The 26,193-nt window shown below is 60.7% G+C and carries 24 protein-coding genes; 15 read left to right on the top strand and 9 right to left on the bottom strand.

What is annotated here, in order from left to right:
• From E4656_RS20245 to E4656_RS12625, 4 genes are all read left to right on the top strand, one after another.
• Positions 1-417: hypothetical protein (locus E4656_RS20245; protein ID WP_167856051.1), on the top strand; the 417-nt coding region annotated here is incomplete at its 5' end.
• 32 nt (positions 418-449) lie between these two features.
• Positions 450-977, top strand: coding sequence for a hypothetical protein (locus tag E4656_RS12635; RefSeq protein WP_135483632.1), 528 nt, complete (start codon positions 450-452; stop codon positions 975-977).
• Positions 978-1,119: 142 nt separating this feature from the next.
• On the top strand, positions 1,120-1,737 hold the full coding sequence (locus E4656_RS12630; RefSeq protein WP_135483631.1) for a hypothetical protein: 618 nt from the start codon (positions 1,120-1,122) through the stop codon (positions 1,735-1,737).
• Between the two features lie 471 nt (positions 1,738-2,208).
• A complete protein-coding gene (locus E4656_RS12625; RefSeq protein ID WP_135483630.1) occupies positions 2,209-2,394 on the top strand; it encodes a hypothetical protein in 186 nt (61 codons plus the stop codon).
• Between the two features lie 159 nt (positions 2,395-2,553).
• On the opposite strand, the gene E4656_RS12620 is transcribed toward E4656_RS12625, so the two are convergent.
• From E4656_RS12620 to E4656_RS12610, 3 genes are all read right to left on the bottom strand, one after another.
• Positions 2,554-3,177 carry a peroxiredoxin gene (locus tag E4656_RS12620; RefSeq protein ID WP_135483629.1) on the bottom strand — a complete coding sequence of 208 codons (624 nt, stop codon included), beginning with the start codon at positions 3,175-3,177 and terminating at the stop codon, positions 2,554-2,556.
• A 115-nt stretch (positions 3,178-3,292) separates the two neighbouring features.
• Complete coding sequence (locus tag E4656_RS12615; protein WP_135483628.1) at positions 3,293-5,767, bottom strand: ABC transporter permease; 2,475 nt, start codon at positions 5,765-5,767, stop codon at positions 3,293-3,295.
• On the bottom strand, positions 5,764-6,492 hold the full coding sequence (locus E4656_RS12610; RefSeq protein WP_135483627.1) for an ABC transporter ATP-binding protein: 729 nt from the start codon (positions 6,490-6,492) through the stop codon (positions 5,764-5,766). The genes E4656_RS12615 and E4656_RS12610 overlap by 4 nt, the downstream gene beginning before the upstream one ends.
• Between E4656_RS12610 and E4656_RS12605 the strand changes: the two genes are divergently transcribed.
• From E4656_RS12605 to E4656_RS12595, 3 genes are all read left to right on the top strand, one after another.
• Positions 6,491-7,123 (top strand): arylesterase, encoded by a 633-nt coding sequence (locus E4656_RS12605; RefSeq protein WP_135483626.1) that lies wholly within the window; start codon positions 6,491-6,493, stop codon positions 7,121-7,123. The genes E4656_RS12610 and E4656_RS12605 overlap by 2 nt on opposite strands.
• Positions 7,120-8,082, top strand: coding sequence for an NAD(P)-dependent oxidoreductase (locus E4656_RS12600; RefSeq protein WP_135483625.1), 963 nt, complete (start codon positions 7,120-7,122; stop codon positions 8,080-8,082). The genes E4656_RS12605 and E4656_RS12600 overlap by 4 nt, the downstream gene beginning before the upstream one ends.
• Before the next feature lie 103 nt (positions 8,083-8,185).
• On the top strand, positions 8,186-9,397 hold the full coding sequence (locus E4656_RS12595) for an MFS transporter (protein ID WP_135483624.1): 1,212 nt from the start codon (positions 8,186-8,188) through the stop codon (positions 9,395-9,397).
• On the opposite strand, the gene E4656_RS12590 is transcribed toward E4656_RS12595, so the two are convergent.
• The 4 genes from E4656_RS12590 to E4656_RS12575 all read right to left on the bottom strand — a co-directional run bounded on the left by E4656_RS12590 (position 9,398) and on the right by E4656_RS12575 (position 14,617).
• The gene (locus tag E4656_RS12590; protein WP_135483623.1) at positions 9,398-11,422 is read right to left on the bottom strand and encodes a methyl-accepting chemotaxis protein; all 2,025 of its coding nucleotides are present in this window, start codon (positions 11,420-11,422) and stop codon (positions 9,398-9,400) included.
• Between the two features lie 248 nt (positions 11,423-11,670).
• Positions 11,671-12,741: a TRAP transporter substrate-binding protein gene (locus E4656_RS12585; protein WP_135483622.1), complete on the bottom strand. Its 1,071-nt coding sequence runs from the start codon at positions 12,739-12,741 to the stop codon at positions 11,671-11,673.
• Between the two features lie 31 nt (positions 12,742-12,772).
• Positions 12,773-14,062: a TRAP transporter large permease gene (locus E4656_RS12580; RefSeq protein WP_135483621.1), complete on the bottom strand. Its 1,290-nt coding sequence runs from the start codon at positions 14,060-14,062 to the stop codon at positions 12,773-12,775.
• A gap of 3 nt (positions 14,063-14,065) precedes the next feature.
• Positions 14,066-14,617, bottom strand: coding sequence for a TRAP transporter small permease (locus E4656_RS12575; RefSeq protein ID WP_135483620.1), 552 nt, complete (start codon positions 14,615-14,617; stop codon positions 14,066-14,068).
• Positions 14,618-15,056: 439 nt separating this feature from the next.
• Here E4656_RS12575 and araD point away from each other — a divergent pair, with 439 nt between their 5' ends.
• From araD to E4656_RS12535, 8 genes are all read left to right on the top strand, one after another.
• A complete protein-coding gene (araD, locus tag E4656_RS12570; RefSeq protein WP_135483619.1) occupies positions 15,057-16,787 on the top strand; it encodes an L-arabinonate dehydratase in 1,731 nt (576 codons plus the stop codon).
• A gap of 10 nt (positions 16,788-16,797) precedes the next feature.
• Positions 16,798-17,598 (top strand): HpcH/HpaI aldolase family protein, encoded by an 801-nt coding sequence (locus E4656_RS12565; protein ID WP_135483618.1) that lies wholly within the window; start codon positions 16,798-16,800, stop codon positions 17,596-17,598.
• Positions 17,598-18,503, top strand: coding sequence for an aldose 1-epimerase (locus E4656_RS12560; RefSeq protein WP_135483617.1), 906 nt, complete (start codon positions 17,598-17,600; stop codon positions 18,501-18,503). The genes E4656_RS12565 and E4656_RS12560 overlap by 1 nt, the downstream gene beginning before the upstream one ends.
• Positions 18,500-19,393 carry an SMP-30/gluconolactonase/LRE family protein gene (locus E4656_RS12555; protein ID WP_135483616.1) on the top strand — a complete coding sequence of 298 codons (894 nt, stop codon included), beginning with the start codon at positions 18,500-18,502 and terminating at the stop codon, positions 19,391-19,393. Before E4656_RS12560 ends, E4656_RS12555 begins: the two co-directional genes overlap by 4 nt.
• Before the next feature lie 26 nt (positions 19,394-19,419).
• Positions 19,420-20,868: an NAD-dependent succinate-semialdehyde dehydrogenase gene (locus E4656_RS12550; protein ID WP_240753977.1), complete on the top strand. Its 1,449-nt coding sequence runs from the start codon at positions 19,420-19,422 to the stop codon at positions 20,866-20,868.
• A gap of 11 nt (positions 20,869-20,879) precedes the next feature.
• A complete protein-coding gene (locus tag E4656_RS12545; RefSeq protein WP_135483615.1) occupies positions 20,880-21,650 on the top strand; it encodes an SDR family NAD(P)-dependent oxidoreductase in 771 nt (256 codons plus the stop codon).
• A gap of 63 nt (positions 21,651-21,713) precedes the next feature.
• Positions 21,714-23,744: an alpha-glucosidase gene (locus tag E4656_RS12540; RefSeq protein ID WP_135483614.1), complete on the top strand. Its 2,031-nt coding sequence runs from the start codon at positions 21,714-21,716 to the stop codon at positions 23,742-23,744.
• Between the two features lie 2 nt (positions 23,745-23,746).
• Entirely contained in the window at positions 23,747-24,499 is a 753-nt protein-coding gene (locus tag E4656_RS12535; RefSeq protein ID WP_135483613.1) for a sulfite exporter TauE/SafE family protein, read from the top strand.
• Positions 24,500-24,504: 5 nt separating this feature from the next.
• On the opposite strand, the gene E4656_RS12530 is transcribed toward E4656_RS12535, so the two are convergent.
• Positions 24,505-25,593 carry a LacI family DNA-binding transcriptional regulator gene (locus tag E4656_RS12530; RefSeq protein ID WP_135483612.1) on the bottom strand — a complete coding sequence of 363 codons (1,089 nt, stop codon included), beginning with the start codon at positions 25,591-25,593 and terminating at the stop codon, positions 24,505-24,507.
• Between the two features lie 10 nt (positions 25,594-25,603).
• Complete coding sequence (gene grxD, locus E4656_RS12525; RefSeq protein WP_135483611.1) at positions 25,604-25,933, bottom strand: Grx4 family monothiol glutaredoxin; 330 nt, start codon at positions 25,931-25,933, stop codon at positions 25,604-25,606.
• Positions 25,934-26,193 lie beyond the last annotated feature (260 nt).

The following is a 26,193-nucleotide window of genomic DNA, read 5'->3' as shown; positions in this document are numbered from 1 at the left end:
CTGCGTCACTCGGGCGCGGGCAACTCACGCGGGGGTGGCCCGGCTTACAACCATAATGGCGTGCTGTCCGTCTGGGATGAACACCATCTGGACCAGCAGCACCTGTTCGAGCACCTGTGGGACCCGAGCGTCAACCACACCCAGGAACACCAGACCCACAGCTACCAGTACAACCAGAACGGCCAACTGCAACAGGTCGATCTGGGCAAAGGGGACAGTGAACACTACACCCATGACGCCCTGGGCCGTATGACCCAGAAGATCACCGAGCACGACGCCCGGTATGACTACGCCTGGGATGCCCGTGACCGACGCGCACATACCCAACTCAGCGACTGGGAGCGCAGCTACCACTACAGCAGTCTGTATGATGGCAGACAGGACAAATTCGTCGGGAACGAATTTGCACGAGCGTAGCGAGCCCGAAGGGCAAACCACAGGGATGTGGTTTGTACAACAGCCAGTGGGATCAAGACAACAACCCCTACCGCAGCCTCAACTACCTGCCCGGTGAACCCGCAGGCAACGGCGGCCCCGGCAGTCTGCCCGAAAACGCCAACTACGGCACCCTGATCAGCCAGGAAGTACACCAGTGGGAGAACGACGAGTTCCGCGTGACGGGTTTTGCGCTGGATGCCTCCGTTCAAGCGCTTGAAATTCATGTATTGGAAACAAGGGATGAGTATAACGTGAACCAGTCTTTGGTTGCCGCAGGTTCTGGTGCTGTCGGGGCAGGAATCGGTACTTCCGCTGCTAAACTGGCAGGTGCGGTAGGTACTTCAATCAATGCCAGTAGAGGCACCCAGGCGGCAATCGCAACAACAACCTTCTATGGAACTAATGCAGCTCTGAACAGTGGCTTAGCCGTGGGGACTGGTTATGTGACCGCCCAAGTGAATGATACGGAGTACATGGCATCTGACATGGTACGTGATGAGGTATCGTCCCCATCTCCATCAAAGCTGCGCCCTGAGTGATTATGCCGTACTGTCAAATAGCGTGTTATTTCTTGCCACCCAACGGCAACAAATTGCCGGTCAATCGTTGAGAGCGAGGCTGAACTGGGCACGGCATGCTATTTGCTTAGAAGGGGATGTCAATGCATGAGGGACAGGTGCCATGATCAACCCTATTGGAGTAATGACTCAACCGGTCAGCAACAAAACGCGGCATGCCTACACGGATACCAGTGCACCACCACAAAGGATCGCTGAACGAGGAGCGGGGGCAACCAAGGCAAGTACGGTGAACATTTCCGCTCAGGGAAAGTTGGCGGCCAAGATTGATATGGACTCGCTGGAAAGTCTCCGCATTCCCAAGTGGATGGTCGACTTTATGCCTAAGCAAAGTGTCCTGAATTCGTCCGAAGCCATAAAGGAGACACGGGCACTTCTGAGCAAGATGGAGACACAGACTGTCGATGCTCAGCCTTCTGCCGCCGCGAAGCAATCCATGCAAAATCAGTTCTCCGCAACTCAAACAATGCGCGCCAACACTGAGTTCCTTGCCAAATTCCAGAACGAGCTCAGGGAGTACTCTGGATTACTGAGACAGGCTTATGACCAAGCCAAGCAGGAACACGGCATCAATTCGCATGAAGACTATGTCACCAAGGTGCTTGACGCACCGGAGGACAATCTTCCGCTTCGCGATAGTTTAAAGGCAAAGCTTCTTGATAATCCCAGAGCTCTGGAACTCATGAACACACTTGGTATTGTTCGCCCATACTTGGCATAAATTGCCACGTTCTGATGTCGTGCTCAGAGCAACCCGACAGAGTCGCGCCCCGGCGTTGATCCGGACCTCGTTTTACTGAAGCGACATCAGTCAAAGACAATGTCGCTGTACCATTCAGATGCCTCATGGAGCCGCAGTCCGGTGGCGCCAGGTCCCTCTATCGCCCGTTTTACGGTCTCGTGAACAAGTACCGTTGAGATCTTCTCTTCCAACCTGAAAATCTGACATTTCTTCAGCTCAACACCTTTCAGTACAGGACATTCAAACCCATCCTTCGCGGGCGATGGTATGTTAACTGCCGTACAGAGACGGCAGAACAGCTCCGATATATTGGGGTCTCATTCAACTGATTACGCGACCTCGGGCGCCAATCAATAGTCACAAGCGCAATGCCTGCGTTGAGCCTGGTTCAGGCTACAGGCAAATGGTGCTGAATACTGTGAGCGCGTTACCAAACTGAAGGGGCGAGAAATGAAAGCGACTACCCATACCTTGAACATGAAGACTGCAAGGGCTTCTGCCCTGGCGATCTTGTTGGCCCTGGGTGCCGGCGGCATGTTGACAGGCTGCGACGACGGCCCGGCCGAAGACGCTGGCGAGGCCATTGACGACACCTTTGATGATGCCGAAGACTCAATTGATGATACCTTTGACTAGGACTGGTTAATCGCGGAGACACCCGTCGCGTATACAAGCCACCGAGTACAAAGGTGTAGAGTTTGTCGCTGGCCAGTGGTGCACAACAATCCTGGTTCAGCAGTGACAGGCACAAAAAACCCCGCCGCAGCGGGGTTTTTTCGGTCTCTGCGTTGTGCTTCAGAGCTTGGCGGCGTTACCGGCCAGGTAGGTCGCGACACCATCGGAGTCGGCTTTCATGCCTTCGTCGCCCTTGTTCCAGCCGGCCGGGCAGACCTGGCCGTTCTCTTCGAAGAACTGCAGGCCGTCGATCAGGCGCACCACTTCGTCCATGTTGCGGCCCAGCGGCTCGTCGTTGACGATCTGGGACCGCACCACGCCTTTCTGGTCGATGATGAAGGTGGCCCGCATGGCTACGCCGGCGGGGTAGTAGGAATCACCGCCTTCTGATTCGATGCCATAGGCCTTGGCGATGCTGTGCTCCATGTCAGCCGCCAGGGTGTAGCGCACCTGGCCGATACCGCCCTTGTCAGTGGGGGTGTTGCGCCAGGCGTTGTGGGTGAAGTGAGAGTCGATGGAGACACCCACCACTTCAACACCCATTTCCTTCAGCTTGTCGATGCGGTTGTCCATCGCGATCAGCTCGGACGGACACACGAAGGTGAAGTCCAGCGGATAGAAGAATACGACGGCATACTTGCCCTTGATGTTTTCCGCCAGGTTGAACTCGTCAGCCAGTGTGCCGTCGGCCAGCACCGCAGGAACAGTGAAATCAGGGGCTTTTTTCCCTACCAGTACGCTCATTGATGACTCCTTGGTTTGTCAGTTGAACAGTCAGTACATTACTTGAAAAATAACGGATGGCAGGCGGAACAGCGCCGGGCGCTGTCCCGCTTTCGCCTGCTGAGCAATATGGGGTTTAAATCCAGTTTCTCAACACCTGCATGGGTGGCGTGTAGATCACCTTGCGGGTCGACAGCACCCCAACCGAGCCGATCAGTGCGCCGCCGACCAGAGGTGCGGCCAGCCACAATGTCGGGTGCCAGCGTGTCTCCATGTCGAACAGGCTGCCCTGCAGATAGAACAGGATGCCTTCGGTGCCCATGGCTCCGAGCAGGCCGGCCAGGGCGCCCAGGGCGCCAAACTCGATCCACAGGGTACCGCGCAGCAACCCCGCAGGCGCACCCATGGTACGTAACAGGGCGCTTTCACGGAAGCGCACATCCAGACTGGACTGAATGCCGGCAATCAGAACCAGCAGCCCGGAAATCAGAATCAGCACCAGAATGAACTCGATGGCCAGGGTCACATTGCGGATGATGCCCTGCACCTGTTCGATGACGGTATCCACCTCCAGTACTGCCAGCGTCGGAATGGTCCGCACCAGATCATTGAGCGCGGGCTTGTCGTCCGGCGCCAGGTAGAAACTGACCAGATAGAAGGCCCCGGCGCCTGCCTCCAGCGGCTGGTTGAAGATCATGTAGAAGTTGGGGTTGAAGGACTCCCAGTTGAGCGAACGCAAGCTGGCCACTTCGGCACTGACTTCAATGCCCCCGACACTGTAGTACAGGGTGTCACCTATCTCTATGCCGATATTGCGCGCGAAATCTTCTTCCACAGACACCTTGAGCTCGCCTTCGCCGTAGTTGTCCCACCAGTCACCGGCCACAACCTGATTATCGGCACCCAGCTCGGCAGACCAGGTCATGTTCAGCTCGCGCCGATAGTTGTTGCGGTCCGGCAGGTCGCGGCTCAGGTCATCCACCGATTCGTCATTGACCAGCGTCATGCGCCCGCGGGTGACCGGGTAGGCCGGTGAGCGGTTGCTGGCCTGCTCGTCGATCCAGTCATTCAGGCTGTCCAGATCTTCGTCAAACACGTTGTAGACGAAATGGTTGGGGGCATCCTCCGGCAGTTGCTGCTGCCACTCGGCCAGCAATGAGGTCCGAATCAGCACCAGGGTGAACAGCAGCATCAGTGCAATGGCAAAGATGACCACCTGCAAGCCGTTCTGCTGGCTGCGCCGCTGCAGGCTGGCCAGCCCCAGTCGCCAGTTGCGGCCCAGCTCGCTGCCGTAGCGCCGCAGCAGCCAGAGCAGCCCGCGGGCAAACAGCCCTGCCCCCCAGATACAGACCGCCCCGCCGGCCACCATGACCAGCGTCAGTTGCCAGTCACCGCTGTACACCAGCACAATCAGCATGATGCCCAGTGCACCCCAGAGCTGCCACAGCAACTTCGGCTGCTGGAATACCTCACTGCGGATGACCTTGACGGGCGGCACATCGCGCAGCCGATAGAATGGCGGCCAGGCAAAGCCCATCAGGGCCACAAAGCCGGTCAGAGCACCCATGCCGTAGGACCGCCAGTCATGCATGGCCAGATTCGAAGGCAGCAGATCACCCAGCAACCAGATGATGGCCTGGTGCGTCAGTTCACCCAACAGCAGCCCGGCGGCGATGCCCACCACAGCCAGTGCCGTCAGGCCCAGGCCATAAAGCCGTATGATCTGTTGTGGGGTAAAGCCCACGGTCTTCATCAGGGCCACGCCATCCACATGACGCGCCGCGTAGCGTTGTGCGGACATGGCCAGCGCCACCCCGGCCAGAATCACCGCCAGTGACCCGGACAGCAGCAGGAAGCCTTCGGCGCGGTCCAGCGCCTCGCCGACATTCTCGTTGGCGCGGCGCGCACTGCGCCACTGGAAATGCGGCTCACGCTCACTGCGGATGGCGTTGCGCAATTCGGTGTGAGCCAGGTTTGGCCCCGCCAGCAGCCAGCGATAGGTCACCCGGCTGCCCGGCTGGATGGCGCCGGTGGCTTCCAGATCGGCCATGTTAATCATGGCTCTGGGCTCGACATTGAACAGGCTGGCCGCCTGGTCGGGCTCGGAAATCAATACACGGCCCACGCGCAGATCAGTGGCGCCGATGCCGACCATGTCGCCCACTTCCACTTCCAGCAATGGAAACAGGCGTGAGGCCAGCCAGATTTCGCCGGGCGGCGGGCCCTGGCTCACCGTGACCGCCGGGCCGAACGGCAGGTTGGAGACCTGCAAGCTGCCCTTGAGCGGGTAGCCATCTGTCACCGCCCGCACCGAGCCGAGCCTATTGGTGCCCTCGCCGAACAGCATGGACGAAAAGCTCACTATGCGGGCCTGTTCCAGACCCAGCTCATCGGCAATGGCAAACCAGGAGGGCGGCATCTCGCGCGAACCCTGCAGAGCGTAGTCTGCGGCCAGCAGTGACCCGGCCTCGGTCAGAATGGTGCTGCGGATGCGCTCGGCAAAGATGCTGATGCTGGTCACCACGGTGACCGCCAGCACCAGCGACACCAGCAACAGAGTCAGTTCACCGCCGCGAAAATCGCGCCAGAACATGCGCCAGGTCAGACTCATGCGGGTTGCGGCTCCGAAGTCAGCGCCCCGGCGTCCATCACACAGGTACGTCCGCAGTGTGAGGCCAGTTGCGGATCATGGGTGACCAGCACCAGCGTGGTCTGATACTCGCGGTTGAGGCGAAACAGCAGATCTTCGATGGTGCGGCCGGTCTGGGTATCCAGGTTGCCGGTCGGTTCATCGGCGAACAGCACCGGCGGCTGGGAAGCAAAGGCCCGGGCGATGGCCACCCGCTGCTGTTCACCACCCGACAACTGACGCGGATAGTGCACGGCCCGATCTCCCAGCCCGACCTGCTCGAGCAGGGCCATGGCGGTTTCACGGTCCGACTTGTCGCGCCGCAGCTCCAGCGGCAGCATGACGTTTTCCAGTGCCGTCAGCGCCGGCAGCAGTTGAAAATTCTGGAAGATGAAGCCCACATACTGGCCCCGCAGGCGGGCCCGCTCCTCTTCGTTCATGGCGGTCAGGTCGTGCCCGGCCATGAAAACCCGGCCCGATGAAGGTGTGTCCAGCCCGGCCAGCATGCCCAGCAGGGTTGTCTTGCCGGAACCGGAAGCGCCCACAATGGCCACGCTCTCACCGCGCTTGATTTCAAGATCGATCCCTTTCAGGATATCCAGCGTACCGCCGTGAATTGAAACCCGTTGCCACAACTGCTGGGCCTGGACGATGATGTCGTCTCCGGGCGCAGTGGCTGCCGACCCTGCAGGAGTTGCCCCAGTCATGTTATTGCGGTCTTTACGTGCATTGAAAGCCATCACGCTTGTCCTGGTGTTGTTGTTCAGTGTGTTTCCGGCCCATGCTGCCTCGGTGCTCGTCATGGGCGACAGCCTGAGCGCCTCCTATGGGCTGAGCGACCCCGATCAGGGCTGGGTCAACCTGCTTGCCGAACGGCTTTCCGAACACAACCATGAAGTCATCAATGCCAGTATCAGCGGCGAAACTACCAGAGGCGGTTTACAGCGCCTACCCGGTTTACTGGACCGTTACCAGCCCGCTTACGTCATCCTCGAACTGGGTGGCAATGATGGACTTCAGGGCCAGAATATTCCGGAAATCCGGCAGCGTCTGCAGGACATGATTGACCTGACCAAAGGTGCCGGAGCCGAAGTCATTCTGCTGGGCATACGCATTCCACCGAATTATGGTCCACGTTATACGGAACCCTTTTTCGATATGTTCGGCGCCCTGGCCGAACACAACGACATTGATTACTTCCTGCCGTTCCTGCTGGACAGCGTAGCAGAGAATCCGGACCTTATGCAGGCAGATGGCATTCATCCCAGAGTTGCCGCGCAACCCATCATACTGGACAACGTCTGGGCCATTCTTCCCGAGGAGCTGACCGAACCATGACCACCCGGCGCATCACCTTTCTGGATCAGGGCACCATTCCGGACAATATCCGCTGGCCTGATCCCGACTTCGAGCATGAATGGACCGGTTGGCACCATACCTCGGCCGGACAGACCGTCGAACGTGCGGCGGGCAGCCATATCCTGATCACCAACAAGGTAGTGGTGGATGACAGCGTACTGGCCGCCTGCCCTGACCTCGAGCTGGTGCAGGTATCGGCCACCGGGGTCAACAATGTCGACCTTGAGGCCTGCCGGCAGCGCGGCATTCACGCCTGCAACGTCAAGGGTTACGCCAGCAATGCCGTGCCGGAGTGGGTGGTTGCTCACCTGTTCGCACTGACCTGGCGGCAGCCGCACTACCGCCAGGTGCAGACCGAGGGCCGCTGGGCAGAATCCGACTTCTTCATGCTGCGCACAGCCCCGGTGCGCGAGCTGCGCACCATGCATGTCGGCATTCTGGGCCAGGGCGACATTGGCCGGAGCGTGGCCGACCGGCTGGCCGCCTTCGGCACTCGGGTCGAGTTTCTGGAGCGCCCGGGCACACCGAAGCCCCGTTCTGGCTATGTCGATTTCGATATCACCCTGCCCCGGCTCGACGCGCTGATTCTGTGCTGCCCGCTGACCGAAGACAATGCCGAAATGGTGGATGCCGGTTTGCTGGCCCGCATGAAAGAAGGCGCCTTGCTGCTCAACCCTTCCCGGGGTGGGCTGGTACAGGAACAGGATCTGGCGGCGGCGATCACCTCCGGCCACCTGGGCGGCGCAGCGCTGGATGTGGTCAGCCGCGAACCCATCACAACCGACAACCCGCTGTTTGCCCTGCGCGCACATGAAAACCTGATCGTCACGCCCCACATCGCCTGGAGTACCGACGAAGCCATTACCGGGCTGATGGCACAGCTGATCGACAACCTGAACCGTTTTGTGGCCGGCGAGCGCACGCACTGTCTGGTCTGATCCAGGCGTCAGAATCCACCCGAAAACGCTTTCATCAAGGAATTGCGGTGGTATATAGTCCCGGTTTTGCCCTTTGCCACCACCGCATTTCAAGGAGTTCGCTTTGTCTCGTACGCCTTCAGTCGGACTGATTGCACTGGCCTTTATTGCCTTTATTTCTCTGGGCCTGCCCGATGGTCTGCTGGGTGTGGCCTGGCCTTCCATGCGCGCCGATTTCGGCCAGCCGCTGGATGCACTGGGTCTATTGCTGGTCAGTTTTACCAGCGGCTATCTGCTGTCGAGCTTTTTCAGCGGGGCCATCGTGCGGGCCATCGGCATCGGGCTGTTGCTGGCCGCCAGTATCGCGGCCACGGCCATTGCTCTGCTTGGCTTTACCGCAGCGCCGGCCTGGTGGCTGATCATCCCGCTGAGCAGCCTGCTCGGCGCGGGTGCCGGCGCCATAGATGCCGGGCTGAACAACTATGTGGCGGCCAACCACAGTGATGGCGTGATGCAATGGCTGCACGCCAGCTTTGGGGTGGGCGTCACTCTGGGCCCCATGATCATGACGCTGGGCCTGACACTGGGCGACAGCTGGCGCATCGGCTACTGGATTGTCGGCGGCGGTCAGCTTGCTCTGGCGCTCTGTTTTCTGCTCACGGCCCGCTATTGGGACAAGGGCAAGGCGGCTGATGCTGCCGAGGCCAAACAGCGCCCGGCGCCGGTGGTGGAATCCACCTTCCGGGCCACCTTTGGCGAGCTGAAAGCCTGGCTCAGCATGATGCTGTTCTTTCTCTATTCGGGGCTGGAGCTGACGGTAGGTTTTTGGGCCTTCTCGCTGCTTACGGAAAGCCGGGAAATCACCACCGAACGGGCCGGTTTCTGGGTTGCCGTCTACTGGGCCATGTTTACCGTCGGACGGGCCACGGCTGGCCTCTATGCACGGCGGCTGGGGGTGGATGCAATGGTCTATGGCGGCCTGACACTGGCCCTGCTGGCGGCGCTGCTGCTGTGGTGGAACCCCCTGCCCTGGATCGGGCTGGCCGCGCTGGGGCTGGCCGGGCTGGCTTACGCGCCGATCTTCCCGGCCATGGTCTCCGGCACCCGCATGCGGGTCGCCCCGACCCATATCACCAACACCATCGGCATGCAGATGTCCGGGGCTGGTCTGGGCGCCGCAGTCCTGCCCGCGCTGGCCGGAGCTATTGCCGCCCGCACCAGCCTGGAGGCCATCAGTCCGTTTCTGGCCTGTGTGGGCCTGCTGCTGGTCGGGCTTTACGGCCTGATCCGCTGGCTGCCGGATTCACCTGCCGAGGCCCCGGATCAAGCCCCCTGATCAGCGGGAATAGCTTTCAGCCGGCTCCTCGCCGTAGGCCGAAGCGTCGGCATTGCCCTGCTCTTCCCAATCTGTACTGTCACTGTCAAACCGCGCCTGCGCATCAGGCAAGCGCGGACTGTCAGCCAAGCCATTATCTCTCTGCTCAACGACAAAGGCGCCGGCCTTGTGATCCAGATCGGTCAGCATGTGCTCGATCTGCGCCGCATTGTCATTGACCGTGCGGATTGATGAGGTGTCATGGCGCACACGCTGTGCCACGGCATCCATGTCTTTGCTGATCTGGCGGGCAGCCTTGGACACTTCCTGCACCGAATGCGACATCTGCTCGGCTGCGGTAGCGCTTTCCCGAGCATCGGCCTCGATGCCGTGCATCGCATTCTCGGCTTCGGCACTGTAGGTTTCGACAGCTTCCAGGTGCTTCTTGCCCGATGACATGGTATCGATAGCCGACTGCGACGACGCCTGGATCGTATCCACTATCTTGGTGATGCGACCGGTGGCATCCACGGTACGTTCAGCCAGCGACCGCACCTCTTCTGCCACTACAGAGAAACCACGGCCCGCATCACCCGCACGGGCGGCCTCGATGGCCGCATTGAGGGCCAGCAGGTTGGTCTGGCTGGCCAGTTCGTTGATCATGTCGATCACACTGTCGATATCTGCCGACAGTTCGCCCAGCTGGTTCAGCTTGTCACCGGTTTCACGCACCACCACACCGGTTTCGCGCAGGCTGTTCAGGGCGTCCTTCAGAGTCTTGGCACCACTGGTTGCAGAGCCATAGGTCTTCTCGGCCTGTTCGGACAGCGTACGCGTGGTCTCGGCAATATCAGAGATGGTGGCAGAGATCTCCTCGGTACTGGTGGCTACCGAGCCGGTCTGCTCGTTCACGTGCTGGTTGCTCTCGTTCAGGCTGGTGATTTCTCCTGCCAGTTCCTGAATCATGCGCGCAGACGTACCGGCAGACTGCACCACATCCGCAACCAGTTCGCCCAGGCCTTCAGTCATGCCATTGACGGCATCACTGAGCTGATCGAATTCGTCATTGCGCTTGCGGTTCACATGCAGTCGGGCGGTCAAATCACCGCCCTGTACTTTCTTCAGGTCCCGCATGATCTGCTGCAAGGTGCCGCGCACGCTGAAGGTAATCCACAGCACCACGGCCACAACAATGGCGCCAATAGCCAGGCTGCCGACCAGCAGCGCTGCCATGGCAGCGGCAGAACTGTCATCGGCTGCGGATCGGGCATCGGCCGTCAATTGCCCCAACACTTCATTGACTACCGTCTGCTGCTGATCCAGGTCCACCATGATGGCACCCAGTTCATCACGCTGCGCTGACAGTTCAGAACTGGCCGTAGCATAGGCACTCACGGCTTCCGTGTAGTTGGTCAGCTCGGTACTGAAACGGTCTTCCAGGTTAAGTCCGCGCAACAGGTCAAAGAAGGCATCATAGGCATCATTGAGCCCCTCGCGGTTCTCGTCACTCGCTTCCAGCAGAAAGTTGACCTCGGCGTCGCGCAGGGCCGACAGTTCATTGCGCACCATGGACAGGAAGGACACCTCTTCTGCCAGGGTGTTACCCGCCCGGTTCAACTCACCGCGGATGCCTGACGAGCGGGAAAAACCAACCCGCTGCTCCGTCTCGGTAGCGGTCAGAGCCGTAGTCAGGAAATCGCTGTATACATCGTAGAACGCCTCCAGTTCGCCGGCAGCTGCGGCATCATCGACCCGTTCCAGATCAATATCGCGCTGCTCGGCAATCAGGGCCTGATCTTCTTCTACGTCGGCGACAAACTCTCCCATATTATCATCGGACAAATCACGCATCCTTTCGCGAAACTGCAGTGCGTTCACCGCCATGGTATCCAGTTGACCGCTGACCAGCGTCAACCGCTGCACTTCATTGTTCGTGGCCTGCTGCATACGCAGTCCATTCAAAGCAACAGCAGTCAGGATGACCAGGCCAGCTACAGTGGCGACCAGCACAATCATCAGTTTGAGGCGAAAGCTGAGGTTGTTCATGGGTTCTCACATCTACGGCGTTGAGGGTAGGTCTAACTTTACCCGCCCAGTGCGCCATCGTCAGGCACATTCTGGCGGGTCTGATGCATCGCCTCGAGAGGTCGTTGTTGTGTTGTCTCTTGGCTCACAAGTTTGTCGGCACAGGCAATGCTAACTTTAACTGCACCATTCTCGCCCAACGGCGAACCAAAAAAAAGCGGCCAGACAGCTGGCCGCTTCTATCAGGCTTCGAATCGATACCCGGCGGGTTAACGCAAGGCAGAAGCCCGGTCGGCGCCTACCCGCTCTTCAGCACGCGCCTGAGCGGCTTCGAACTCGGCCAGGAAACGCTCTCCATCAGCACCGAAATTGTCGAGATACCAGTCGCGGATCGGCTCGGCAAAGGAACGGAACTCGGCCATCTCGTCTTCGGTCGGGGTGTAGATCTCGCCACCGGATTCGATCCACTTGGCATACGCATCCAGTTCCTTGCGCGGCTGTATACCGAACTGGACCATGGACATCATGGCAGCGCCATCAGCCACTACCTGCTGCTGTTCCGGGGTCAGGGACTGGAACTTCTCGTTGCCCATGAACCACATGGAAGCCATGTAGGCGTGGCCGTCAAGAGTCAGGTAGTTGATGGTTTCCTGGAAGTTCATGTTCGCAATGTCGGAAATGGAGTTCTTGGTGCCATCAACCACACCGGTCTGCAGGGCGGTGTAGACTTCCAGCCAGGGCAGAGGGGTCGGTGAACCGCCCATCTCACGCACCAGACGCTGCTGAATTTCAGACTCGATGGTACGGAAACGCAGGCCTTCGACATCCGCCGGAGAACGGATCTCACGGGTGCCATTGGCAAAGTTGCGCCAGCCACCGGTCTGTGTCATCGACATCAGACGAATGCCATTGTTGGTGGCATCCAGAATTTCTTCCCGCAGGAAACCCGCAAACTCCGGGTCAGTCAGAATGGCTTCAGCCGTGCGGTCATCGGAGAACGAATAGGGAATGTCCATGCCCTGAATGGGCGGATAGATACCCGCAACACCGCCGGCAGTAGCGGTGTAGACGTCGACCACGCCGGCACGCATGGCATCAAAGCATTCGTTGGCAGAGCCACAGAGCTGTGCCCCGACAAAAATATTGACGGAAACCTCACCACCGGTGCGGCTTTCCACGTAGTTCTTGAACACCAGGGCTGCGTCATACTCCTGGTCTTCTTCATTGGCCAGGAACACCAGATTCAGTTCAGTGGCCTGGGCCGCTCCGGACAGTGCGATACCCGCACTCAGCAGGCTGGCTACAGCCGCTCTTTTCAACTTGGACAGAGTGTTTGTCATTGTAATATCTCCTCAGGGGGGTTGTTTTCGTTCAGGCGACATAACCCAGGGCACGGGGCAGAGCCAGCACCAAATCCGGTATGTACACCAGGGCGAACAGGATGGCGATTTCCACCAGGAACAGGGGCAGCATCTCCCACGCGATACGCTCAATGCGCTCGCGGCTTATGCTGCTGACCACGAACAACACCAGCCCCAGGGGCGGTGTGATCAGGCCCATGATCAGTGTGATGCTCATGACGACCGCAAAATGAATCGGGTCGACACCCACACCGATCATGACTGGTGCCAGAATTGGCCCCAGAATCAGTATGGCCGGCCCGGCATCCATGATGGTGCCGACCGCCAGCAGGAACAGAACGACAATCAGGAACAACAGTTTGGGATTGTCGGTAATGCCCAGAATAAAGCCGCTGACCAGCTGCGGTGTGCCCTTGAGGCTGACCAGCGAGGCAAAGGCCACCGCCGCACCCACCAGCAGCAGAATAACCGCCGAACTCAGGGCCGCCTTGCCGAACAGCTTGGGCAGATCGGTCAGCTTGATCTCGCGGGTGATGAACACCCCCAGAATCAGCGCATAGAAGGCTGCAATGGCCGCACCCTCGGTGGGCGTAAAAATACCACCCACGATACCGCCAATCAGAATGACCGGGGTCAGCAGGGGCAGAAACGCGGACACAAAGGCTGTCCATTTTTCTCTTGCGCTGGCCTTGGGCAGGGTCGGAGGAAACTCACGAAACTTCGTCATCACCGCAATGGCAATCATCAGGCCGATACCGATCAGGATGCCAGGCACAATGCCGCCGGCGAACATGCCCGCAACCGAAACATTCATGATGAAGGCATAGAGAATGAACAGGCCGCTGGGCGGAATGATGCTGGCAATAACTGCCGAGGCCGCCGTTATAGCCGCCGAAAAGCGGTTGGTATAGCCGGATTTTTTCATCGCCGGAATCATCACCGACCCCAGGGCCGAGGCATCTGCCACTGCAGAGCCCGAGCCACCGGCCAGCATCAGTGACGAGGTCACCGACACCTGCCCCAGACCGGCCTTGCGATGACCGATCAGGGTTTCGGCAAAGCGCACGATGCGGGTGGTCACCCCGCCGGCAGTCATCAGTTCACCGGCCAGAATAAAGAACGGCAGCGCCATCAGCGGGAAACTGTCGATGCCCGCAAACAGGCGCTGGAACAGCAGATTAAGAAAGGTTTCTCGGCCTTCCAGCAGCATGCTGATACCGGGGGCAATCAGCATGACAAAGACGATGGGCATCCCGACCAGCAACAGGGCGAGGAATATCCACAGGTAAGCAAACGCCATGGTTCAGACCTCCACCTTGTTTTCGGGGTCGGGTTCATTGTCGGCAAGCGGGTAATAGTCCGGATTGAACAGGCTCGCGGTAAGCCTAATGATGCGTTCGAAAGAACTGATGGCGGTCAGGGAGAAACTGACCGGCAGAATCCAGTACACCTTGGCCATCTGAATACCCAGCGACAGACTGACCGAGCTGCCCGCACGCTCGATACGGTCGAAACCGAGCTTCACGCACCAGAGCAGCATGATGAAAATCAGAATCTCGATTGCGATCTGCAGCAGGCGCCAGACCAGCGACCCCTTGAACCAGCTCGTCAGCACTTCAAGGCTGACATTCAGGCCCTGCTTGTGGGCGGCCGGGAAATAGAGGAAGGCCATCCAGACCATCATGAAACGCGCCAGTTCCTCGGTCCAGCCGAAGCTGTCACCAAGGACATAGCGGAAGAATACGTGTGTCACCATGATGCCGAGCATCCCGGCCAGCAACAAAGTAGCGCCGTAACCTGCAAGCCTGGACGTCCAGGTATTGAACAGATCCAGCCAGTGAATCACTTTCGGCATGATGTGCCTCCGAATCAGCGAACGGGAAAGCGCGTAGACTACCCCCGGCCGCATGCACGTGCCTGCCATTTGGGTCGGTTTTACACTCGGTTTCGAGCCTGTTCGCGCTTCTTTGTCAGTATTCTGTTGTCGAACCCGGCAACGGCAGAGTCCTGATTCTATAATCTGTCGAGTCTTGACTCTATTTCGTAGCGCTGCGATAGATATTATTCAGCCTTGTGATCCATGTCAACACCACGCGATCACAAGGCCATAATTGTCAATTAACGCCCCCAATACCTTTTATTGACACCAGAAGGCGACAAAGTCTATAGTTTCGTAGCGCTACGAATTGATTATAGATTCAGTAGTGATCGTACCGCTGCGGAGGCTCGGAGAGACGGCTCGAGACCTCAGCGCAGCGGGTAACTGACACCGCCTGGGGTACGAGAACAACATCATGAACAGCACTCACCGACCGCTGGACAGCCTGCGCAGCCAACGCTGGTATGACTCACAGGACATGCGCGGTTTCGCTCACCGGCAACGAACCCAGCAGATGGGGTTGCGCCGGGAAGAATTCATGCACAAGCCGGTGGTTGGCATCATCAATACCTGGAGTGAACTGAGCCCCTGCCATGCGCATCTGCGCAACCGGGCGGAAGCCGTCAAGCGCGCTGTCTGGACCGCCGGCGGGTTTCCCGTGGAGCTGCCGGCGATGTCACTCGGAGAAGTACTGGTCAAGCCGACCACCATGCTCTATCGCAATTTTCTGGCCATGGAAACAGAAGAACTGCTGCGCTCTCACCCCATAGACGGCGCAGTCCTGCTCGGTGGCTGTGACAAGACCTCCCCGGGCCTGCTGATGGGCGCCATCAGCATGAACATTCCGGCCATTTTCTGCCCTGCCGGCCCCATGCTGAACGGCAAATGGAAGGGCAAGACCCTGGGCGCCGGCACCCATACCCGCAAATACTGGGATGAACTGCGCAGCGGCAATATCACGCAGGAAGAATGGGTGGACCTCGAATCACGCATGACCCGCTCCAACGGTACCTGCAACACCATGGGTACGGCATCCACCATGACCTCCATAGTGGACGCCATGGGGCTGACACTGCCCGGTGCGTCCAGTCTGCCGGCAGCCGACTCAGCGCATACCCGCATGGCCTCGGCCTGCGGCAGCCGCATTATCGAGATGATTTGGGAAGACCTGAAACCGTCCGACATTCTGACCCGCGACAGCTTTCTGAATGGTGCGCGCACCTATATGGCCCTCGGCGGTTCCACCAATGCCGCCGTCCATCTGATCGCCCTGGCCCGCCGCGCCAACGTTGAACTGACTCTGGACGACCTGGATGCGGTAGCACGCGAAATACCGGTGCTCAGCAATATCTTTCCGTCGGGCGAATACCTGATGGAGGATTTCTACTATGCCGGTGGTCTGGGCGCACTGCTGCAGCGCCTGAAGAGCAAACTGGCCCTGAACGCCCGCACGGTCACCGGCCGTACCCTGGAAGAAGACATAGCCGGTGCCGAGTGCTACAACGACGATGTGATCCGGCCGTTCGACAAGCCCATCTGCGCCGGCGCCGCACTGGCCGTACTGAAGGGCAATCTGGCGCCCAACGGTGCCGTTATCAAGCACAGTGCGGCCGACCCGAAGCTGGCGCGCCACCGGGGCAAGGCCATTGTGTTCGACAATCATCAGGACCTGGTGGACCGCATTGACGACCCGGCCCTGGAGGTAACCGCCGACAGCGTTCTGGTGCTGCGCAATGCCGGCCCCAAGGGCGCTCCGGGCATGCCGGAATGGGGTGCACTGCCCATTCCCAGGAAGCTGCTGGCTCAGGGTGTGCGCGACATGCTGCGCATCTCCGATGCCCGCATGAGCGGCACCCACTATGGCACCTGTGTCCTGCATGTGGCCCCGGAATCCGCCGTTGGCGGTCCGCTGGCGCTGGTCCGTGACGGTGACGAAATCGAGCTGGATGTGGACGCCCGGCGCCTGCAGCTCTGTGTGAGCGATGACGAACTGGCCCGTCGGCGCGCCGACTGGCAAGCACCCAGTCCGCGCATTGACCGCGGCTACACGGCCATCTTCCAGGAACATGTCACCCAGGCCGATCAGGGCTGTGATTTCGACATCCTGCAGAATGGCCAGAATCAGGGTGAACCCCAAATCTTCTGAGGACTCCGTTATGGAACTGCCAAGCAATCACTTCAAGCGCTGGCTCACAGAGACCGGCCCTGCCCCGCTGGGCAGCTGGCTGATGAGTGCCAGCCCCAACGTGGCCGAGGCCATGGGCTGTGCCGGCTTCGACTATCTGGTGCTGGACATGGAACATGTACCGGTGGATGTGCCTCAGGCCATCGCCATCATGCAGGCCGTCGCCGGCACACCGGCCGAGCTGGTGGTGCGTTTGCCCTGGAACGACCCGGTCATGGCCAAGCGGGTGCTCGACAGTGGTGCCCAGACCCTGATGTTCCCCTATATTCAGTCGGCTGCAGAAGCGCAGCAGGCCGTGACCTCGACCCGCTACCCCACCCGCGGCCTGCGCGGCGTAGCGGCCGTGCACCGGGCCAGCCGCTATGGCACCGTGGCCGACTACCTGCGCCGGGCTGACGAGGAAATCGCCGTCATTCTGCAACTGGAAACCCCGGAAGCCGTTGGCCGGATGGCCGACATTGCGGCAGTGGACGGCGTGGATGCCCTGTTTATCGGCCCGGGCGACCTGTCGGCGGCCATGGGTCATATCGGCGATATCCGTCACCCCGAGGTACAGACTGCCATCAGCGCTGCCGTACAGCAGGCCAATGCCCTGAACAAGCCCTGCGGCATTGTCGGCGCCGACCCGGAGCTGGTCAGCGACTATGCACGCCGCGGTTTCCGCTTTGTCGCCATGGGCTCCGATGTCAGCCTGATGATGGGCCGGGCGGCCGAATTCATTGGCGCGGTCAAGGGTCAGGCAGCCGGGAACGAGAACAGCGGAGTCTACTGATGGCGGTGGCACAACAGCCTGTGCTGACCGCCGGCCCGCTGAGTGTCGGTCTGGCGCCGCAGTTCGGCGGCGCCCTGGCCTGGCTGCGCTGGCAGGGCACGGACCTGCTGCGGCCGCTGCCAGAGGGTGCGGGGCGGCATCCAACCCCGGAACGGATCAGCGCTGCCTACCCGCTGGTGCCCTATTCCAATCGCATCGCGGACGCGCGCTTCGAATGGCAGGGCAGACACTACGAGCTGCAACGCAATTTCGGCAAGCATCCGCACAGCCTGCACGGCTTCGGCTGGCAGCGCCCCTGGACACTGACACAGCAAGGCAGCCATGCGGCCCTGATGACACTGACACACAGTGCCGACGGCAACTGGCCCTGGAACTGCACGGCCGAACAGCACCTGAGTCTGGACGCACAGGGCCTGACCCTGACGCTGAGCCTGAACAATCAGGACCGGACTGACATGCCGGCCGGGCTCGGCTGGCATCCCTATTTCCTGCGCACCGAGCAGATGACCCTGCAGTTCAGTGCGCGGCGCCAGTGGACCATGAACGAATACCATCTGCCGGACCAGGCCATCCCGGTGCCTTCGAATGCCGACTTCAGCCAGGCACGCTCGCTGGGCTGGCCGGGCCTGGACCACTGCTTTTCCGGCTGGCCGGGCGAGGCCAGACTATACTGGCCGGAACATGGCCTGGAGGTCCGCCTGCTGGCCCCCGAATTCGGCCATCTGGTGGTCTTCACCCCGGAGCAGCGCAACTTTGTGGCCATCGAGCCGGTGACTCATGTCAACAACGCCATCAATTGGCCACAACCGGAACACCTGGGCCTGCAGACGCTGCCCCCGGGTGCACGCATCACCCGAACCCTGCAGTTGCTTGTTGAACCGCAGCAAAGCGAGACCCCATCATGACGACACAGACAACACACCGAGCAGCACAGAGCGTTCTGAACGCCCAGGCCACACTGGCAGAGTGCCCGGTCTGGGCCGAGGATGAACAAGTGCTGTACTGGGTGGACATTCTCGCCCCGACGCTGAACCGCTTCGACCCGGCCACCGGCACCAATCGGAGCTGGACGCTGCCCGAGCACATAGGCTGTTTTGGCCGACGCACCGGCGGTGGGTTCATTGCCGGCCTGCGTTCCGGGCTGTGGCTGCTGGATGCACAGGCGCGACCCACCCAATGTATTGCCCGGCCGGTGGCAGATACCTCTGTCAGCCGTTTCAATGATGGCCGCGTTGACCCCTGGGGCCGCTTCTGGGCCGGCACCATCCACGAGCCGCGCGACCGCCCCGCCGCCAGCCTGTTTCGTGTCGACAGCCGGCTCCAGTGTGAGCACATGGCCGGTGACATCAAGGTCTCCAATGGCGTTGCCTTCAGTCCTGACCGGCGCTGGGCCTATCATTCCGACACGCCCAATCATGTCATCTATCGCTATCCGCTGGACCCGGACAGCGGCAACATGGTTGGCGAGCGCGAAGTCTTCCATCAGTTTCCGTTCGGCAATGGCCGCCCCGATGGCGCCGCCGTGGACAGTGAAGGCTGCTACTGGACGGCCCTGTTCGAAGGCGGTCGGGTGGCCCGTCTGTCACCTGCAGGCGAACTGCTGGCCGAATACCCGCTGCCCGCGCCCTGCCCGACCATGGTGGCCTTTGGCGGTGCCGATCTGAAAACCCTGTATATCACCACCGCACGCGAAAACCGTACCCCGGAGGAGCTGGCTCGCTGGCCCGAATCCGGCAATATTTTCGCGCTGCCGGTCGAGGTGCCCGGCCGGCCTGAACCCCGGTTTCAGGGCTGACTCGACCCCACCAACGGAGCTTCAACATGCTGAACCTGAACGATTCATCCCTGTTTCACAGCCAGTGCCTGATCGGCGGCCAATGGGTCGACGCCGACAACGGCCAGACTGACAACATCGACAACCCGGCAACCGGTGAGATCATCGGCACTGTGCCCCGGGCCGGCACAGCAGAAACCGCGCGCGCCATCAGCGCCGCCGAACAGGCGCTGCCCGAGTGGCGCGCGCGTCCGGCCAAGGAAAGAGCCGCGGCACTGCGGCGCTGGCATGACCTGATGCTGACCCATCAGGAAGATCTGGCCCGGCTGATGACGGCAGAGCAGGGCAAGCCGCTGGCCGAAGCCCGGGGCGAGATCGGCTTCGCCGCCAGCTTTCTGGAGTGGTTCGCCGAGGAAGCCAGACGCCTGTACGGCGACGTGATTCCCTCGCCCAATCCGGCCAACCGGCTGCTGGTGATCAAGCAGCCGGTCGGTGTCTGCGCAGCCATCACACCGTGGAACTTTCCCAGTGCCATGATCGCCCGCAAGGCCGGTCCGGCACTGGCGGCCGGCTGCACCATTGTGATCAAGCCGGCACAGCAGACACCCTACTCTGCACTGGCCATGGCCGACCTGGCCGAACGTGCCGGCATTCCGGCCGGTGTGATCAATGTGGTGACTGGTGACGCCCCGGCCATCGGCAAGGCCATTACCGACAGCCCGGTGGTGCGCAAACTGACCTTCACCGGCTCCACGCCGGTCGGCAAGCTGCTGATGAGCCAGTCGGCCCAGACCATGAAAAAGGTATCCATGGAGCTGGGCGGCAATGCACCCTTCATTGTCTTCGAGGATGCCGATCTGGACAAGGCCGTGGAAGGGCTGATGGTGGCCAAGTACCGCAACGCCGGCCAGACCTGTGTGTGCGCCAACCGCATCTTCGTGCAGGACAGCGTGCATGATGCCTTTGCCGAGAAATTCGCGGCCCGCGTCGCAGCGTTGAAGGTGGGCCCGGGGCACAAGGACGACACCCAGGTCGGCCCGCTGATCGACCAGCGTGCCGTGGACAAGGTGGAAAAACAGCTGCAGGATGCGCAGGCTAGGGGCGGCCGTCTGGTCTGCGGCGGTGAACGCCTGGAAGGCAACTTCATGACGCCGTCGGTGATCGCCCGGGCCACGCCCGACATGCTGTGCTTCCGCGAGGAAACCTTCGGCCCCATGGCACCCCTGTTTCGCTTCAGTACCGAAGAAGAGGCAATCCGGCTGGCCAATGACACCGAGTTCGGACTGGCGGCCTACTTCTACACCCGGGATCTGGGTCGTACTTGGCGGGTTTCCGAGGCTCTGGAATACGGCATGGTGGGCATCAACAACGGCCATGTGTCGACCTGCGAGGCCCCGTTTGGTGGCATCAAGGACTCCGGTCTGGGCCGTGAAGGTTCGAAATACGGCATTGACGACTATGTCGAAACCAAATACCTGTGCATGACGGTGGATTGAGGAGACACACCATGGCCGACTACAGCAATGTCCGGTACGCCTCGCTGCGCGACCGGGTCGTCTTCATCTCGGGTGGTGGCTCGGGTATTGGCGCCGAGCTGGTGACGGCGTTCGCCGCCCAGGGTGCCCGCGTGGCGTTCATCGACATCAACCGCACCGCCTCCGAACAGCTGGTGGCCGAGCTGGCGCCAGCCGAAGTGCACTTTCACGCATGCGATGTACGCGACATCGACCGGCTGCGCTCGGTGCTGAACGACGTCGAGCGGTCCCTGGGGCCGGTGCAGGTACTGGTCAACAATGCCGGTCTGGATGACCGTCATCGGGTGGAAGACCTGACCCCGGAGTACTGGGACAACTGCCTGGCCATCAACCTGCGGCATCATGTGTTTGCGGCACAGGCCGTATTGCCCGGCATGAAGCAGAACGGCGGCGGATCCATCATCAATCTGGGCTCGATTTCCTGGATGCGCGGACGCCCGGGCATGATCGGCTACACCACCTCGAAAGCGGCTATCAACGGTCTGACCCGCTCCCTGGCACAGGAAATCGGCCTGCACGGCGTGCGGGTCAATGCGCTGGTACCGGGCGCCATACTGACCGAACGCCAGCAGGAGAAATGGCTGACACCGGAACTGAACCAGCAGTTTCTGGACCTGCAGGCACTGAAATTCCGTCTGCTGCCGGAGCACGTGGCCCGCATGGCCCTGTTTCTGGGCGCAGACGACAGTGCCGCCTGCACCGGCCAGAACTTTATTGTCGATGGCGGCCTGACACTGAACTGAGGCGGCCCGACCCTGAATTGTCACGGCGCGCTCAGGCAGCGTGCCATCAGCACAGAGACATTTATGAATATCATTCTGCTCGACAACGGGTTTCGCCTTGAAGCCAACGGCCAACCCCTGCTGCACCACAGCCCCGACCAGCCAGCCTTCTTTGTCGGCACCGGCCGGGAAACCATGGACATGTACCGGGGCAACTTTGCCATCGAAGACTATGTGGAAGCGCGGACAGCGCTCACGCATGCCCGCCTCAGTGATGATGGCAACAGCATCAGCATCGACCTGCGCCGTCACCCGGGCGATGAGCCGCAGCTTACCCTAAGGGTGCGTGAACTGGCCGACGGTGCCGAGCTGAACCTGGAATCGCACAACAGCACGCTGAATCGCTTCTGGGTACGCCTGACCGCTTCGGCAGACGAGAAGGTCTGGGGCGGCGGCGAGCAGATGTCCTATTTCAACCTGCGCGGGCGCCACTTCCCGCTGTGGACCTCCGAACCCGGCGTGGGCCGTGACAAGAGTACCTATGTGACCTGGCAGTCGGACGTCGTCAACAAGGCCGGTGGCGACTACTATCACACCAACTACCCGCAGCCGACCTTTGTGTCCTCCCAACGCTATTTCTGCCATGTGGACACCACCTGTTATGCCGACTTCGACTTCCGCAACGCGGAGTTCCATGAGCTGCAGGTCTGGGAAGTTCCGGCGCAGATTCTGCTGCGCAGCGCGCCTACCTATATCGATCTGGTGGACAGGATCAGCGCCCACTTCGGCCGCCAGCCCCGCCTGCCTGAATGGCAGTACAACGGCGTCGTGCTGGGTCTGAAACGGGGCGAAGTCCATGCGCTGGAAAAACTGCAACTGGCTCTGGACAGCGACATGGCGGTCTCGGCCATCTGGTGCGAGGACTGGGCCGGGGTGCGGGAAACCAGCTTCGGCACCCGGCTGTTCTGGGACTGGAAATGGCAGCCCGAGCGCTACCCCAGCCTGGACTCACTGATTGCAGAGCTGCAGCAGAAGGGCGTACGCTTTCTGGGCTATGCCAACCCCTACCTCTGTGTGGACGGCGACTTCTTCCCCACTGCCGAGCAGCAGGGCTATTTTGCCACCAATGACGCCGGCGAGACCGCCATAGTGGACTTCGGCGAGTTCGAGTGCGGCGTGGTAGACTTCACCAACCCCGAAGCCTATCAGTGGTTCAAGGAGCGCATTCTGCAACAGGAGATGATCGATTTCGGCCTCAGCGGCTGGATGGCCGATTTCGGCGAGTACCTGCCGATTGACGTGCACCTGCACAATGGGGTGTCGGCCCGGGAAGAGCACAACCGCTGGCCCTTGCGCTGGGCGCAGATCAATGCCGAAGCCATTGCCGAGCGCGGCAGGACGGATGATGTGACCTTCTTCATGCGAGCCGGCTACACCGGTGTGCAGCGTTACTGTGCGCAACTCTGGGCCGGTGACCAATCGGTCGACTTCTCGCGTCATGATGGCCTGGTCACCGTGATCAGCGCTGCATTGTCCTCCGGTCTGCTGGGCAATGCCTATCATCACAGTGATATCGGCGGCTATACGAGCCTGTTCGGCAACACCCGCGATGCCGAACTGTTCAGGCGCTGGGCCGAGATGGCGGCCTTCACCCCCATGATGCGCACCCATGAATCGAACCGTCCGGCGGACAATGTGCAATGGTTCGACGAACCGGAACTGACCCGACATCTGGCGCACATGAGCCGGGTCTATCGCCATCTGGCGCCCTATCTGAAGGCGCTGGGTGATGCGGCTGCGGAACGCGGCACACCGGTACAGCGGCCGCTGTTCCTGCACCACGAAGATGACTCCAGATGCTACGACATCCAGGACCAGTACCTCTACGGGCCGGACCTGCTGGTAGCACCGGTGCATGAGGCCGGCCGCACCGACTGGACGCTGTATCTGCCCGCCGGAGCCGACTGGGTACACTGCTGGACCGGCGAACGCCACGCTGGCGGCCAGGACATCACCGTGTCAGCCCCGTTTGGTCAGCCACCCGTGTTCTATCGGGCCGACAGTGCCTGGACAGAGCTGTTCCGCACGCTGCCGCAGCCGGAAGGCCTGTACTGACCATGGGCCTGACCGAAACCCTGATGCTGCTGGGCGTAGTCGCACTGGCGACCTATGCCCAGACCATCACGGGTTTCGCCTTCGGTCTGATTCTGATGGGCAGTGCAGTGCTGCTGAATCTGGCACCGGTGGCCATGGTGGCCATCCTGATCAGCATACTGAGCCTGTTCAACTGCTTTGTGGCACTGTATCGGAACTACGGCAATCTGGACCGGCAGATGGTGGTGCTGTGTTCGGTCAGCGGGTTTTTCACGCTGATTCTGGGGGTCTGGGCGCTGAATGTGCTCAGTGAGCATTATGTGCACTGGCTGCAGATCATGCTCGGTGTGGCCATCATTCTGAGCAGCCTGATGCTGATCTTTCGCCCCAGCCCCCAGACAGTACGCTCCGGGCCCGGGTCGTTTCTGTTCTTTGGCGGCCTGTCGGGGTTCATGGGCGGCATGTTCTCGACCTCGGGTCCGCCGCTGGTGTTTCACTTCTACCGCCAGCCGGTGGCCCAGCGCGTGATACGCGACAGCCTGCTGCTGATCTTCTCGATCAACTCGGTACAGCGTATCGCCGTGGTGGCCTGGCTGGGTGATCTGGCGCTGGATATTCTGCTGATTGCACTGACGGCGATCCCCGTCGTGCTGGGGTTTACCTGGCTGGGCCGGCGCTTTCCGCCGCCGGTATCGGACCACACCCTGCGCCGCGTGGCCTTTGTCCTGTTGCTGCTGTCCGGTCTGAGTCTGTGCCTGTCAGCTCTGTTAAGCTGACGGGGTCAGGGCAGCGCCGAGGTATGGTGTTCTTCCCGGGTCTGCCCCTCCGGCACTACGGCTGAACTTTCACGCTGCACCAGATCAAACCCGAAATCGGACTGTCGTGCCTGCTCGGCATCCTGTCCGTTGATGCGTGCCAGCAACACCTCCGCTACAGCCCGACCGATTTGTTCACGCGGCGGGCGCACAGTGGAAATGCGCGGCAGACTGCTGGAGCTGAAGTCCATATCGCCGAAACCGATGACTGCCACATCCTGCGGGATGGCAATGCCCCGTCGTTGCGCCTCGAAGGTTGCACCCAGGGCCAGCAGATCGTTGGAGAATATCACCCCGTCGATGTCCGGATGCTCGTCCAGCAGTTGACCAAACGCCTGGCTGGACACTTCTGCTGACGCCTTGGGGCCGACATCTATGATGATCGGCTGCGTACCAGCCAGGAAATCGGCCAGTACCGTCTGATAGCCTTCAGCACGCTGGCTGGCGCGGCTGTCTACCTGCAACCGGGCTCCGATAAAGGCAATGCGGCGACAACCCCTGTCCATCAGGTGGCGGGCCTGTGCCTTGCCGACGTCATAGTGCGAAAAACCAACCAGCATATCGAGTGGGTTGGATCCCAGTTCCCACATCTCGACCACCGGCACGTCGGACTGGCTCAGCATCTGACGTGTCTTGCGATTGTGCTTCAGGCCGGTCACCACCATGGCGCTGGGCGACCAGGACAGGAAGGTGCGCACCAGAGCTTCTTCCTCGTCTTCCGAGTAATCGCTGTGGCCGAGCAGGAGCTGATAGCCCTGGGCCCGCAATGTTGCCTGCATGGCACTCACTGTAGTGGCGAAAATGGAGTTCACCATGGACGGCACCACCACGCCGATGACGCGGGTCTTCGCCGCCGCCAGCGCACCGGCCATCAGGTTGGGCACATAGCCCAAAGTATCGATGGCATGCTGGATGCGCTCCCCCAACGAGGCAGAGACCTCATCGGGCTTGCGCAGATAGAGCGACACCGTGCTGGCCGACACCTCGGCCAGCCGGGCCACGTCACTCATGGTGGCCCTCTGGGTGCTGCGACGCTGACGCTGGCGGGAAGGCATGATCCGGCGCTTATTCCTCTTCTGCCGGCACGGCCGCTTCGATCAGGGGCTGCAGTTCGCCCTTCTCGAACAGGTCGAGAATGATGTCATTGCCGCCGACCAGCTCGCCGTTGATCCACAGCTGCGGGAAGGTCGGCCAGTTGGCGTACTTCGGCAGTTCAGAGCGGATATCGGGGTTCTGCAGGATATCGACATAGGCAAACCGACGCCCACAGGCCATGACCGCCTGCACTGTCTGGGACGAAAAGCCGCACATGGGCTGGTTCGGGGAGCCCTTCATGTACAGCAGTACCGGGTTCTCTTCAATCTGCTGTTTGATGACATCCAGAGTTTCGGCCATTTTCAGTTTCCTGCTTGGTTGGTTCAGTTCGATCTGCGCGAATTGCAGTTAAGCTAAATCCGAGCAAAACACTCAGGTATTACCCGTTATTTTAACGTTTTGGTCCTGTCGGTGCCAGTCCAGTCGGGGCCTTACCAGGTCGGTCGCCGCTCGGCGCGGGGTGAAATCGGCACTCTGGACTAGCCTTTCGCTTCGGTTTACACTTGCCGGTTCAAAAATCACACAGTCCACGCGACGGCCCCGATGATCTCGGGGCCGTT

Origin of the sequence: Natronospirillum operosum (genome assembly GCF_004768465.1) — a bacterium.
In the GTDB taxonomy this organism is placed as follows: domain Bacteria; phylum Pseudomonadota; class Gammaproteobacteria; order Pseudomonadales; family Natronospirillaceae; genus Natronospirillum; species Natronospirillum operosum.
Note: the sequence above shows the minus strand (reverse complement) of the source record. Positions and strands in the feature narration are given on the sequence as shown.

What these genes read in the sequence shown, in the direction of transcription:
- E4656_RS12630 (WP_135483631.1), top strand. Translation starts at nt 1,120, where the DNA reads ATGATCAACCCTATTGGAGTAATGACTCAACCGGTCAGCAACAAAACG.
- E4656_RS12625 (WP_135483630.1), top strand. Translation starts at nt 2,209, where the DNA reads ATGAAAGCGACTACCCATACCTTGAACATGAAGACTGCAAGGGCTTCT.
- E4656_RS12620 (WP_135483629.1), bottom strand. Translation starts at nt 3,177, where the DNA reads ATGAGCGTACTGGTAGGGAAAAAAGCCCCTGATTTCACTGTTCCTGCG.
- E4656_RS12615 (WP_135483628.1), bottom strand. Translation starts at nt 5,767, where the DNA reads ATGAGTCTGACCTGGCGCATGTTCTGGCGCGATTTTCGCGGCGGTGAA.
- E4656_RS12605 (WP_135483626.1), top strand. Translation starts at nt 6,491, where the DNA reads ATGTTATTGCGGTCTTTACGTGCATTGAAAGCCATCACGCTTGTCCTG.
- E4656_RS12610 (WP_135483627.1), bottom strand. Translation starts at nt 6,492, where the DNA reads ATGACTGGGGCAACTCCTGCAGGGTCGGCAGCCACTGCGCCCGGAGAC.
- E4656_RS12600 (WP_135483625.1), top strand. Translation starts at nt 7,120, where the DNA reads ATGACCACCCGGCGCATCACCTTTCTGGATCAGGGCACCATTCCGGAC.
- E4656_RS12590 (WP_135483623.1), bottom strand. Translation starts at nt 11,422, where the DNA reads ATGAACAACCTCAGCTTTCGCCTCAAACTGATGATTGTGCTGGTCGCC.
- E4656_RS12585 (WP_135483622.1), bottom strand. Translation starts at nt 12,741, where the DNA reads ATGACAAACACTCTGTCCAAGTTGAAAAGAGCGGCTGTAGCCAGCCTG.
- E4656_RS12580 (WP_135483621.1), bottom strand. Translation starts at nt 14,062, where the DNA reads ATGGCGTTTGCTTACCTGTGGATATTCCTCGCCCTGTTGCTGGTCGGG.
- E4656_RS12575 (WP_135483620.1), bottom strand. Translation starts at nt 14,617, where the DNA reads ATGCCGAAAGTGATTCACTGGCTGGATCTGTTCAATACCTGGACGTCC.
- araD (WP_135483619.1), top strand. Translation starts at nt 15,057, where the DNA reads ATGAACAGCACTCACCGACCGCTGGACAGCCTGCGCAGCCAACGCTGG.
- E4656_RS12565 (WP_135483618.1), top strand. Translation starts at nt 16,798, where the DNA reads ATGGAACTGCCAAGCAATCACTTCAAGCGCTGGCTCACAGAGACCGGC.
- E4656_RS12560 (WP_135483617.1), top strand. Translation starts at nt 17,598, where the DNA reads ATGGCGGTGGCACAACAGCCTGTGCTGACCGCCGGCCCGCTGAGTGTC.
- E4656_RS12555 (WP_135483616.1), top strand. Translation starts at nt 18,500, where the DNA reads ATGACGACACAGACAACACACCGAGCAGCACAGAGCGTTCTGAACGCC.
- E4656_RS12550 (WP_240753977.1), top strand. Translation starts at nt 19,420, where the DNA reads ATGCTGAACCTGAACGATTCATCCCTGTTTCACAGCCAGTGCCTGATC.
- E4656_RS12545 (WP_135483615.1), top strand. Translation starts at nt 20,880, where the DNA reads ATGGCCGACTACAGCAATGTCCGGTACGCCTCGCTGCGCGACCGGGTC.
- E4656_RS12540 (WP_135483614.1), top strand. Translation starts at nt 21,714, where the DNA reads ATGAATATCATTCTGCTCGACAACGGGTTTCGCCTTGAAGCCAACGGC.
- E4656_RS12535 (WP_135483613.1), top strand. Translation starts at nt 23,747, where the DNA reads ATGGGCCTGACCGAAACCCTGATGCTGCTGGGCGTAGTCGCACTGGCG.
- E4656_RS12530 (WP_135483612.1), bottom strand. Translation starts at nt 25,593, where the DNA reads ATGCCTTCCCGCCAGCGTCAGCGTCGCAGCACCCAGAGGGCCACCATG.
- grxD (WP_135483611.1), bottom strand. Translation starts at nt 25,933, where the DNA reads ATGGCCGAAACTCTGGATGTCATCAAACAGCAGATTGAAGAGAACCCG.